The sequence below is a fragment of the Enterobacter sp. DN genome (genome assembly GCF_046054285.1).
Lineage (GTDB): Bacteria > Pseudomonadota > Gammaproteobacteria > Enterobacterales > Enterobacteriaceae > Enterobacter > Enterobacter hormaechei_C.
Window position 1 is genome coordinate 119816 of the sequence record NZ_JBJJTG010000008.1, and the last position, 12106, is coordinate 131921.

Here is a 12106-nt window from a genome sequence, read left to right on the forward strand (position 1 = left end):
GGCGAAGTTACTGATATGAATGCTCCATTTAGCTACTCTTCCCCCACGCTCAGCGTTGAGGCGTTGAAACACTCCATCGCCTATAAGCTGATGTTTACCATTGGGAAAGATCCCGTTATTGCCAACAAACATGAGTGGCTGAACGCCACGCTGTTTGCGGTGCGTGACCGTATGGTCGAACGCTGGCTGCGCTCCAACCGCGCCCAGCTTTCGCAGGAGACGCGACAGGTGTATTACCTGTCGATGGAGTTTCTGATTGGTCGCACCCTCTCCAATGCGCTGTTATCGCTCGGGATTTATGACGACGTCAAAAACGCACTGGAAGAGATGGGGCTGGATTTAGAAGAGCTGATTGACGAAGAGAACGACCCGGGGCTGGGTAACGGTGGTCTCGGGCGTCTTGCCGCCTGTTTCCTCGATTCACTGGCGACGCTGGCGCTGCCGGGGCGCGGCTACGGTATTCGCTACGACTACGGTATGTTCAAGCAGAACATCGTGGATGGTCGTCAGAAAGAGTCTCCAGACTACTGGCTGGAGTACGGTAACCCGTGGGAGTTCAAGCGCCACAACACGCGCTACAAGGTGCGTTTTGGCGGGCGTATTCAGCAGGAAGGGAAAAAATCCCGCTGGGTGGAAACCGAGGAGATCCTCGCCGTGGCCTATGACCAGATCATCCCCGGCTACGACACCGATGCGACCAATACGCTGCGCCTGTGGAACGCGCAGGCCAGTAGCGAGATCAACCTGGGTAAATTCAACCAGGGTGACTACTTCGCGGCGGTGGAAGATAAAAACCACTCCGAGAATGTGTCACGCGTCCTGTATCCGGATGACTCGACCTACTCAGGCCGCGAGCTGCGCCTGCGTCAGGAGTATTTCCTCGTCTCGGCAACGATTCAGGATATCCTTAGCCGTCACTATCAGCTGCACAAAACCTATGCGAATCTGGCGGAAAAAACCGCCATTCACCTCAACGATACCCATCCGGTGCTGTCGATCCCTGAGCTGATGCGCCTGCTGATTGACGAGCATAAGTTCAGCTGGGATGACGCGTTTGAAGTAACCTGCCAGGTGTTCTCGTACACCAACCATACGCTGATGAGTGAAGCGCTGGAGACGTGGCCGGTGGATATGCTCGGCAAAATTCTGCCGCGCCATCTGCAAATCATCTTCGAGATCAACGACTACTTCCTCAAGACCTTGCAGGAGCAGTACCCGAACGATACCGGTCTGCTGAGCCGCGCCTCGATCATTGATGAATCCAACGGGCGTCGCGTACGCATGGCCTGGCTGGCGGTGGTGATCAGCCACAAGGTGAACGGCGTGTCAGAGCTGCACTCGAACCTGATGGTGCAGTCGCTGTTTGCGGACTTCGCGAAGATCTTCCCGACGCGTTTCTGCAACGTGACCAACGGCGTCACCCCGCGCCGCTGGCTGGCGCTGGCGAACCAGCCGCTCTCCGACGTTCTGGATGAGAACATTGGCCGCACCTGGCGCACCGATTTGAGCCAGTTGAGCGAGCTGGAGCAGCACATTGATTTCCCGACGGTGAATAAAGCGGTACGGGAAGCCAAGCTGCTGAACAAGAAGCGTCTGGCGGTCTGGCTGGCGATGCATCTGAACGTGGTGGCGAACCCGAAAGCGCTGTTCGACGTGCAGATCAAACGTATCCACGAGTACAAGCGTCAGCTGATGAATGTCCTGCACGTTATTACCCACTACAACCGCATTAAGGCTGACCCGACGGCGGAGTGGGTGCCGCGCGTGAAAATCTTTGCCGGTAAGGCGGCGTCCGCGTACTACATGGCGAAGCACATCATTCATCTCATCAACGATGTGGCGAAGGTGGTGAACCACGATCCGGACATTGGCGATAAGCTGAAGGTCGTGTTTATCCCGAACTACAGCGTAAGCCTGGCGCAGCTGATTATTCCGGCGGCGGATCTCTCTGAGCAGATTTCCACGGCGGGGACGGAAGCATCCGGCACCAGTAACATGAAGTTTGCCCTGAACGGCGCGCTGACTATCGGCACGCTGGACGGCGCAAATGTCGAAATGCTGGAGCATGTGGGCGCGGAGAATATCTTTATTTTCGGGAATACGGCGGAAGAGGTGGAGGCGCTGCGCAAGCAGGGCTACTCGCCGCGTGAGTATTATGAAGAGGATGACGAGTTACGCCAGGTGCTGACGCAAATCGCCACCGGCGTGTTTAACCCTGAGGAGCCCGGACGCTATCGCGATCTGGTGGACTCGCTGATTAACTTTGGCGATCACTATCAGGTGCTGGCGGATTACCGCAGCTACGTGGATTGTCAGGATAAGGTGGACGAACTGTACCGTCAGCAGGAGAAGTGGACCAGCGCCGCGATGCATAACATCGCCAACATGGGATACTTCTCGTCGGACAGGACCATCAAAGAGTATGCCGAGAATATCTGGCATATTGATCCGGTGCGGTTGTAAAAACAAAGCCCGGTGGCGCTGCGCTTACCGGGCCTACGGGATCGAGTAGGCCGGGTAAGGCGGAGCCGCCACCCGGCTTTTTTTCAATTACGACGCCAACGACAGTTCACGCTTTCCCGCATGTTGTTGCAACCATTGCGCCACGCGAGACTGCTGCTCGGCATTCAGCCACATCCCTTCTTTAGTACGACGCCAGATAGCATCGTCCAGACGGCGCACCCACTCGTGTTCCACCAGGTAGCGCAGTTCCGCTTCGTACAGCTCATGGCCAAAATGCTCGCCCAGATCGGCAATCTCTTTCGCCTCGCCGAGGAACAGTTCGGTGTTGCTGCCGTAGGTGCGGGCATAGTGGCGCGCCATTCCTTCGGTAATGAACGGGAAGCGACGGCGCAGCTTCGCGGCGTAATCGTCGCGGTTATCGCCGATATCGCCGCCAGGCAGCACGGCGCCTTTCGTCCACGCCGGGCCGATGCCTTTGTAATACGGCGCCAGTTTCTCCAGCGCATGCTCCGCCAGTTTACGGTAGGTGGTGAGCTTACCGCCAAATACCGACAGCAGGGGCGCCTGACCGTTCACGTCATGAATATCAAGCGTATAGTCACGGGTGATGGCCTGCGGTGAGTCAGACTCGTCATCACACAGCGGACGCACGCCGGAGTAGGTCCAGACCACGTCATCGCGCGCCAGCTGTTTCTTAAAGTGCGCGTTGTACACTTTCAACAGATAGCTGACTTCACTCTCGTCGATCTCAACGTTTTTCGGATCGCCTTTGTACTCTACGTCGGTGGTGCCGATGATGGAGAACTCGTCCATCCACGGGATCACAAACACAATGCGCTTGTCTTCATTTTGCAGGATATAAGCCTGTTTCTGGGTATGCACGCGCGGCACCACAATGTGGCTGCCCTTGATCAGGCGGATGCCGTACGGAGAAGGCAGGTGCATACCGTCATCGAAGAACTGTTTTACCCACGGGCCGGTGGCGTTCACCAGGCCGCGCGCTTTCCAGCTAAACTTCTCACCGGTATCCACGTCTTCCGCTTCCACAATCCACAGGCCGTTTTCGCGGCGTGCGGCGGTCGCGCGGGTACGGGTTTTCACCTCGCCGCCTTTCTTCTCGACCATCTGCGCGTTAGCCAGCACCAGACGCGCATCGTCCACCCAGCAGTCGGAATATTCGAAACCGCGCACGATTTCAGGTTTAAGAACCGACTCTGAGCCAAAACGCAAACCTGTCGAACCCGGCAGGCTGGTGCGTTTACCCAGATGATCGTACATAAACAGACCAATGCGGATCATCCACGCCGGACGCAGATGCGGGCGATGAGGCAGACGGAAACGCATCGGGATCGCCAGATGCGGAGCCATTTTCAGCAGTACTTCGCGTTCAGCCAGCGCTTCGCTGACCAGGCGGAATTCGTAGTGTTCCAGGTAGCGCAGGCCACCGTGGATCAGCTTGGAGCTGGCGGACGACGTCGCGCAGGCGAGATCGTTAGCTTCCAGCATCAGCACGGATAAACCGCGTCCTGCGGCATCAACCGCAATACCGGCACCGTTGATGCCACCGCCTATCACAATCAGATCTTTGGTTTCCATAACACCCTCATGCACTTTCGTTAAAGCTCAAAAATGTTCGATATCGCTCATAATAGCAAAGGAACGCGCTTTTGGTAACATCAAAAAAACAATTTAGAGTGATATGGATAACATAATGGCGTTTACCCGCCGCCAGGACGTACACTACGGGGTAAAATAGTGCGGTCTGATGCCCTCACCCCAGCCCTCTCCCACGGGGAGAGGGTGATCCGTTTCCCTCTCCCTCCGGGAGAGGGTAGGGTGAGGGGAAAACCGCACCACACCTGAATATAAGATGAGAACACCATGGATCAGTTTGAATGTATTAACGTAGAAGAAGCCCATCAGAAGATGCACCAGGGACAAGCGGTGCTGGTGGATATCCGCGATCCGCAGAGCTTTGCGATGGGCCACACGCCGGGCGCGTTCCATCTCACCAACGACACGCTGGGCGCGTTTATGCGCGATAACGACTTCGATACCCCGGTGATGGTGATGTGCTATCACGGCAACAGCAGTAAAGGCGCGGCGCAGTATCTGCTCCAGCAGGGTTACGACGCGGTGTACAGCGTCGATGGCGGCTTCGATGCCTGGCATCGTCATTTCCCGGCAGAAGTTGAATACGCGTTTGAGCGCTGATCCCGCTATACTGTCCCCTTTTGTGTGGAAATAAGCGACCGCTGCCCATGTTGATGATCACCTCTTTTAGCAACCCGCGCGTCGCCCAGGCGTTTGTCGACTATATGGCGACGCAGGGCATTATCCTGACTATTCAGCAGCATACACAGACGGATGTCTGGCTGGCAGACGAAAGCCAGGCCGGCCGCGTGAATGACGAGCTGGCGCGTTTTCTGGAAAACCCGGGCGACCCGCGTTATCTGGCGGCAAGCTGGCAATCCGGCCAGACCGGCAGTGGCCTGCACTATCAACGTTTTCCGTTTCTCGCCACCCTGCGCGAGCGCGCAGGGCCGTTTACGCTGCTTTTGATGACAGCCTGCATCATCGTCTTCATTATTATGAGCGTGGTGGGCGACCAGAGCGTGATGATTGCCCTCGCATGGCCGTACGATCCCTCCCTGCAATTTGACGTCTGGCGCTACTTCACGCATGCGCTGATGCACTTCTCGGTGATGCATATCCTCTTTAACCTGCTGTGGTGGTGGTATCTCGGCGGGGCGGTGGAGAAGCGGCTCGGCAGCGGCAAGCTGATTGTGATCACCCTTATCAGCGCCCTGTTAAGCGGCTACGTGCAGCACAAATTCAGCGGTCCATGGTTTGGCGGGTTATCCGGCGTGGTGTACGCCCTGATGGGTTACGCCTGGCTCAGAGGCGAGCGCGACCCGGATAGTGGCATCTATTTACAACGTGGATTAATAACCTTTGCGTTAATATGGCTTATTGCCGGATGGTTTGATCTGTTTGGTATGTCTATCGCCAATGGTGCGCACGTTACCGGCCTGGCGGTCGGGCTGTCGATGGCGCTGGCCGATACGCTCCATGCGCGAAAACGAACATAATTCCCAGGGATATTTCATGAAACAAACACAACGTCATGACGCCATTATCGAACTGGTAAAAAAACAGGGATACGTCAGTACTGAAGAGCTGGTGGAGCAGTTTGCCGTCAGCCCGCAAACCATCCGTCGTGACCTCAACGACCTGGCCGATCAGAACCGTATTCTGCGTCACCACGGCGGCGCCGCACTGCCGTCCAGCTCGGTGAACACCTCATGGCATGACCGTAAGGCGACGCAAACGGCAGAGAAAGAGCGTATCGCCCGTAAAGTGGCGAGCCAGATCCCGAACGGCGCGACGCTGTTTATTGATATCGGCACCACCCCGGAAGCGGTCGCCCATGCGCTGCTGAACCACGAGAACCTGCGCGTGGTGACCAACAACCTGAACGTGGCCAACACGTTAATGCAGAAAGACGATTTCCGCATCATCCTCGCGGGCGGCGAACTGCGCAGCCGCGACGGCGGAATTATTGGCGAAGCGACGCTCGATTTTATCTCTCAGTTCCGTCTCGACTTCGGCATTCTGGGGATCAGCGGCATCGACAGCGACGGCTCGCTGCTGGAGTTTGATTACCACGAGGTGCGCACCAAGCGCGCGATCATTGAGAACTCACGTCACGTGATGCTGGTGGTGGACCACTCCAAATTTGGCCGTAACGCGATGGTCAACATGGGCAGCATCAGCATGGTGGATGCGGTTTATACTGATGTGATGCCACCGGCGGGCGTGATGCAGGTAATTAAGGATAACAATTTGCAGCTGGAATTGTGCTAGCGGTTGTGTCGGGTGGCGCTGCGCTTACCCGACCTACAAAATTTTCTCCCTCTCCCTGTGGGAGAGGGCCGGGGTGAGGGCATCAGACCGCAGAGGAATTACACTCCATATCCCATCATCTTCAACAGCTGCTGCGCATGCTGCACCGCATCCTGTCGGTGCGCCACGCCCAGCTTCTGATACAGATTGCGAATGTGCGTTTTGATGGTGGTCGCCGCCACCGCCAGCTCACCGGCAATCTGCTCGTTGCTGTAGCCTGAGTAGATCAGCCCCAGCACCTGCCATTCACGCTGGGTGAGCGGGCTGGTGCGGATAAGCTCCGGCACTTCTGGATGGTTCAGCAGACGTTCAACAAAGTTCTCATCGAAGTGCGCAAACTTGTGGCGATAATGCTGGTTAATCTCGCGCAGAATGCGCTGGGCGCGATGCTGATCCAGTTCCGGCAGCGTGTTGAGCTGAATCAGCTGGCGCAGCTGCTGGGCCATCACTTCACCCTCAATCACAAAGTGGCTGATAAACCCGGTGCGGTTCGCCAGCTGTAACGCTTCCAGCAGTACGCGCTGGGCATCGTTTTTACGGCCCGCCTGCCAGTAAAGCTGGTTTAACAGCAGCAGGTTGCGGTTTAAATCGCTCATCAGGCGCAGGCTGCGGGCGTTTTCGTTTAACTCTTCCAGCACAATCTCGGCAGGCTCAAAGTCACCCAGCAGGATCTGCACGCGAGCGATGTTGCGCCACTGGCTTTGCAGGAAGTGGTTATTGGCGAATTCCGGTTTAGGCGTATGACGCAGCCAGTTGGCGGCGGACTTTTTATCGCCGGTCATCTGCCAGTAAATCACCCGGACCTTATCGGCGTTGGATACCCAGTCGCTATGGTACTGCCCGTTGCCGAGCAGGTTTTCCAGGCGGTTAAGATGGTTGCGGGCATTATCCAGGTCGCCGCGCGCCAGCGAGCACTGCACCAGCAGAGCCAGACACTGGAGCTGCTGCTGCGGCTGGAAGCTTGAAAGAACATTCAGACCCTGGCGGGCACAGCTTTCTGCTTCATCCAGACGCGACCATGCCCACAGCAGCTGAGCGCGAATACGCAACAGGAACTCGTGCATCGGCAGCTGTTCCAGATGTTGTTCACGGATCAGCTGGAACGCTTTCTCCTGATTTTCCCAGGCGGCTTGCAGGAATCCCTGAGCAAATAAAATCTCGCTTTGCTGGATCAGGCTCCAGAGGGCGTAATGCCAGACATCGTGGCGGCGCGCCATCTGTTCGGTTTGCTGCATGAGTGAAAGCGAACGCGTGAGATCGCCCTTACAGTGCAGCACTTCGCCGTGTACCGAGGTGGCCACAATACGGCTGTAAAAATTCGCCAGCGGCAGCTCATCCAGCGCGACCATCGCCAGCCGTTCGGCTTCCTCAGGGTCACCGTCGTTAATCGCCACCTGCGCACGCAGGGCGTTAAATTCGCCATGCAGGGTGGTATCCATCTCGCTTTCCATCTCCTGCTCGGCGCGCGCCAGCAGGGTGTTCACTTCGCTGTAGCGATGCTGGCTCTGCATCAGCCAGGCCTGGAGCAGCACCAGACGCGGATTTTCCAGCAGGCTTTCCCACGGCAGCGCTTTTAACGACTCTTCCAGCAGCGTCAGTTCACTGTGGTTGAACAGTCCCCACGCGTGGTTGAGCAGAATATCGCGCAGCATACCGGCATCCCCGGCGGCCAGCGCATGGTGGATAGCCTCGCTCGGGAAACCTTGCGCCATCCAGCTTTCGGCGGCGGCGCGGTGAATGTCAGGCAGCTCTGCGGCCAGTTCCCACTGGCAACGCTGGCGCAGGAAGCTGCCAAACAGCGGATGGTAGCTAAACCATTCGCCGGGATCGTCCATGCGCGTCAGGAACAGACCCTGACGTTCAATCTCTTCGAGCTGAAGCTGCCCGTTTTCAATGCCGGTGACGCGTACAATCAGCGCATCGTTCATGGAACGCAGCAGGGAGCTTTTCAGCAGGAAATGGCGGGTGGAGAGGTCAACGCTGTCGAGTACCTCATCCACCAGATAATCCGACAGGTGGCTGGCGTTGATGCCCGCCAGGCGGCGCGCGGACTGATGCGTCGGGCTGTTGTTTTGCCGCGCGGAGAGGGCAATCAGCTGAAGCGCCGTGGCCCAGCCGGCAACGTCATCGCACAGGCGGCTGCTTTCCGACGCCTCAATCGGAGACGTCAGGCGGCAGTCAAAGAACTGCTTCGCTTCCTGATGGGTAAAGGCCAGCTGCTGACTGCCGATTTCCAGCAGCTGATCGCGCACGCGCAGGTTGGCAATGCCCAACTGCGGAAGGTTACGCGACAGGACAACCAGCGTCAGGTTTTCCGGCTGATGGCGCAGGAAGAAACGCATGGACTCGTGAATAACCGGGTTGGTGATCAGATGATAATCATCAATCACCACATACAGCGGGCGATGCCATTCGGCCAGCTCGATAAACAGCTGGGAGAAAAGAGAGGACAGGCTGGCGTACTGGCGCTTTTGCACCATCACCTCGCTGGTGACGCAGTGTCCGTTGGTTGCCTGCTGAATCGCGGCAATTAAATAGCTGGCAAAACGCTCCTGCTGGTTATCCCCTTCATCCAGGGAGTACCAGCCAAGATCGCATTTACCTGCCGCCCATTGCGAAATGAGCGTTGTTTTTCCATAACCCGCAGGACTCGTAACCAGCGCCAGTCGGAAATTATGCGCACCGGAAAGTTTAGCCAGCAGGCGCTCGCGGACCACAGTATGGTCAAGACGAACCGGGCGACTTAATTTGGACGGAATCAACATAGTTTTCACTTCACTGTGGGGAACGAGAGAATTTATTTTTTTTGCGCTTCGTAATTAATATCTATAAGTTCGGCCAATAGAGGAACTATTGCAAGTTATGTCTGGGTTTGGAGGCTCTGAATTTGCACTCTGTCACAAAACATTCTCATCACCGATGGAACTTTCCGTAAATGGCTGGATGCCGCGCTGCTTCTGGCTTGTCTGCATAAGTCGCGGTTGCGCTGAAACTGGTTTCAGAAAGAGATAATGACGCTGAAGTTAATTAACTTCGGGGAAAGTTGCATCGGCTTAATAGGGGTGCTGAATAATCCCGACGCGCGGAAATATTATTCTACGTAAGTAATCATTTCAGCGATGATTAATTTCCTCCGAAACTGCATTTCATTTCTTTGACGCTCTTCCGGGATCGCTTTTTCCGCGAAGCGCACACTCACACAGTGGCCTCGATCACACTTTTATGCTCATCCCCGCTACTCCTCCCTGTCTAATCCCAGACAGGAGGAGGAAGAGGCGCAATGAGCCAGGCACACTAGCGTTAAATGTTTTTACTCTCTACAGGATGCCGATTCCCTATGTCACAGCCTACTTTCAACAAAGCTCAATTTCAGGCTGCCCTGACACGTCAGTGGCAGCGTTTTGGCCTTCATGCTGCAAACGAAATGACGCCTCACCAGTGGTGGCAGGCGGTGAGCGGGGCGCTCGCAGAGCAGCTGGACGCTCAGCCTGTGACGAAGCCCGTGAAAGGCCAGCGTCACGTCAACTACATTTCAATGGAGTTCCTGATTGGCCGTCTGACGGGTAACAATCTGCTGAATCTTGGCTGGTATCAGGAGGTCGGTGACGTGCTGAAAGAACACGACATCAACCTGACCGATCTGCTGGAAGAAGAGATTGATCCGGCGCTGGGTAACGGCGGTCTGGGACGTCTGGCAGCCTGCTTCCTGGATTCCATGGCAACCGTGGGCCAGTCGGCGATTGGCTATGGCCTGAACTATCAGTACGGCCTGTTTCGTCAGTCATTTGCCGACGGCCATCAGATGGAAGCGCCAGACGACTGGCACCGCAATACCTATCCGTGGTTCCGCCACAACGCGCAGCTGGATGTGCAGGTCGGGATTGGCGGGAAAGTCACGAAGCAGGGACTCTGGGAACCGGCGTTCACCATTACCGGTGAAGCCTGGGACCTGCCGGTACTCGGCTACCGTAACGGCGTGGCGCAGCCGCTGCGCCTGTGGCAGGCGAAGCACGCGCATCCGTTTAACCTGACCAAATTCAACGACGGTGATTTCCTGCGCGCCGAGCAGCAGGGGATCGACGCCGAGAAGCTGACCAAAGTCCTCTACCCGAACGATAATCATCTGGCGGGTAAAAAGCTGCGTCTGATGCAGCAGTACTTCCAGTGCGCCTGCTCCGTGGCGGATATTCTGCGTCGCCACCACCTGGCGGGCCGCAAGCTGGCTCAGCTGCCGGACTTCGAAGTTATTCAGCTTAACGACACGCATCCGACCATTGCCATCCCGGAGCTGCTGCGCGTGCTGATCGACGAGCATCAGCTGAGCTGGGACGACGCCTGGGCCATCACCAGCCGCACCTTCGCCTACACCAACCACACCCTGATGCCGGAAGCGCTCGAGTGCTGGGATGAGAAGCTGGTGAAAACGCTGCTGCCGCGCCATATGCAGATCATCAACAAGATTAACGACCAGTTCAAAACGCTGGTGGAGAAAACCTGGCCGGGCGATAAGGCCGTCTGGGCGAAGCTGGCCGTTGTGCACGACAAGCAGGTGCGCATGGCGAACATGTGCGTGGTCAGCGGCTTTGCGGTGAACGGCGTTGCCGCGCTGCACTCGGATCTGGTGGTGAAAGATCTCTTCCCGGAATACCACCAGCTGTGGCCGACTAAGTTCCATAACGTGACCAACGGCATCACGCCGCGTCGCTGGATTAAGCAGTGCAACCCGCTGCTGGCCGGCCTGCTGGACAAGACCCTGAAGAAAGAGTGGGCCAACGACCTGGACCAGCTCATCAACCTGGAAAAACAGGCCGACAACGCGAAGTTCCGCGAGCAGTACCGCGCCATTAAGCTGGAGAACAAGGTTCGTCTGGCCGAGTTTGTGAAAATGCGCACCGGAATTGAGATCAACCCGAATGCGATTTTCGATATCCAGATCAAACGACTGCACGAGTACAAACGTCAGCACCTGAACCTGCTGCACATTCTGGCGCTGTACAAAGAGATCCGCGAGAACCCGCAGGCCGACCGCGTCCCGCGCGTGTTCCTGTTCGGTGCGAAAGCGGCGCCGGGCTACTACCTGGCGAAAAACATTATCCTTGCCATTAATAAAGTGGCGGCGGCGATCAACAGCGATCCGAAAGTGGGCGACAAGCTGAAGGTGGTGTTCCTGCCGGACTACTGCGTTTCTGCGGCTGAAATGCTGATCCCGGCGGCGGATATTTCCGAGCAGATCTCTACCGCCGGTAAAGAAGCGTCCGGTACCGGCAACATGAAGCTGGCCCTGAACGGCGCGCTGACCGTCGGCACGCTGGACGGTGCGAACGTCGAAATCGCCGAGAAGGTCGGCGAAGAGAACATCTTTATCTTCGGCCATACTGTTGAAGAAGTGAAAGCCATCAAAGCCAAAGGGTACGACCCGGTGAAATGGCGTAAAAAAGATAAAGTGCTGGATGCGGTGCTCAAAGAGCTGGAAAGCGGGAAGTACAGCGACGGCGACAAGCACGCGTTTGACCAGATGCTGCACAGCATGGACAAACAGGGCGGCGACCCGTACCTGGTGATGGCTGACTTCTCGGCTTACGTTGAAGCGCAGAAGCAGGTCGACGTGCTGTATCGCGACCAGGATGCCTGGACCCGCGCGTGTATCCTGAACACCGCGCGCTGCGGTATGTTCAGCTCTGACCGCTCAATCCGTGATTATCAGGCTCGTATCTGGCAGGCAAAACGCTAAGGAAGC

General features: G+C 56.7%; 7 protein-coding genes. 5 read left to right on the top strand and 2 right to left on the bottom strand.

Annotated features, from left to right (window positions below; translation table 11 throughout):
* Nucleotides 1–15 precede the first annotated feature (15 nt).
* On the top strand, nt 16–2463 hold the full coding sequence (gene glgP, locus ACJTMZ_RS17895; protein WP_015571454.1) for a glycogen phosphorylase: 2448 nt from the start codon (nt 16–18) through the stop codon (nt 2461–2463).
* Between the two features lie 87 nt (nt 2464–2550).
* Here the strand turns inward: glgP and glpD are convergent, their stop codons facing one another.
* Nucleotides 2551–4059 carry a glycerol-3-phosphate dehydrogenase gene (gene glpD, locus ACJTMZ_RS17900; protein ID WP_032649735.1) on the bottom strand — a complete coding sequence of 503 codons (1509 nt, stop codon included), beginning with the start codon at nt 4057–4059 and terminating at the stop codon, nt 2551–2553.
* Nucleotides 4060–4344: 285 nt separating this feature from the next.
* Between glpD and glpE the strand changes: the two genes are divergently transcribed.
* The 3 genes from glpE to ACJTMZ_RS17915 are packed head-to-tail and all read left to right on the top strand — an operon-like array spanning nt 4345 to nt 6330.
* Complete coding sequence (gene glpE, locus ACJTMZ_RS17905) at nt 4345–4677, top strand: thiosulfate sulfurtransferase GlpE (RefSeq protein WP_015571452.1); 333 nt, start codon at nt 4345–4347, stop codon at nt 4675–4677.
* Nucleotides 4678–4724: 47 nt separating this feature from the next.
* On the top strand, nt 4725–5555 hold the full coding sequence (gene glpG, locus ACJTMZ_RS17910) for a rhomboid family intramembrane serine protease GlpG (protein WP_063135388.1): 831 nt from the start codon (nt 4725–4727) through the stop codon (nt 5553–5555).
* A 16-nt stretch (nt 5556–5571) separates the two neighbouring features.
* Nucleotides 5572–6330, top strand: coding sequence for a DeoR/GlpR family transcriptional regulator (locus ACJTMZ_RS17915; protein WP_017384141.1), 759 nt, complete (start codon nt 5572–5574; stop codon nt 6328–6330).
* A 98-nt stretch (nt 6331–6428) separates the two neighbouring features.
* Here the strand turns inward: ACJTMZ_RS17915 and malT are convergent, their stop codons facing one another.
* Nucleotides 6429–9134 carry an HTH-type transcriptional regulator MalT gene (gene malT / locus ACJTMZ_RS17920; protein ID WP_252011021.1) on the bottom strand — a complete coding sequence of 902 codons (2706 nt, stop codon included), beginning with the start codon at nt 9132–9134 and terminating at the stop codon, nt 6429–6431.
* 572 nt (nt 9135–9706) lie between these two features.
* Between malT and malP the strand changes: the two genes are divergently transcribed.
* Entirely contained in the window at nt 9707–12100 is a 2394-nt protein-coding gene (malP, locus tag ACJTMZ_RS17925) for a maltodextrin phosphorylase (protein ID WP_015571448.1), read from the top strand.
* The last annotated feature ends 6 nt before the right edge of the window (nt 12101–12106 follow it).

What these genes read in the sequence shown, in the direction of transcription:
- glgP (WP_015571454.1), top strand. Translation starts at nt 16, where the DNA reads ATGAATGCTCCATTTAGCTACTCTTCCCCCACGCTCAGCGTTGAGGCG.
- glpD (WP_032649735.1), bottom strand. Translation starts at nt 4,059, where the DNA reads ATGGAAACCAAAGATCTGATTGTGATAGGCGGTGGCATCAACGGTGCC.
- glpE (WP_015571452.1), top strand. Translation starts at nt 4,345, where the DNA reads ATGGATCAGTTTGAATGTATTAACGTAGAAGAAGCCCATCAGAAGATG.
- glpG (WP_063135388.1), top strand. Translation starts at nt 4,725, where the DNA reads ATGTTGATGATCACCTCTTTTAGCAACCCGCGCGTCGCCCAGGCGTTT.
- ACJTMZ_RS17915 (WP_017384141.1), top strand. Translation starts at nt 5,572, where the DNA reads ATGAAACAAACACAACGTCATGACGCCATTATCGAACTGGTAAAAAAA.
- malT (WP_252011021.1), bottom strand. Translation starts at nt 9,134, where the DNA reads ATGTTGATTCCGTCCAAATTAAGTCGCCCGGTTCGTCTTGACCATACT.
- malP (WP_015571448.1), top strand. Translation starts at nt 9,707, where the DNA reads ATGTCACAGCCTACTTTCAACAAAGCTCAATTTCAGGCTGCCCTGACA.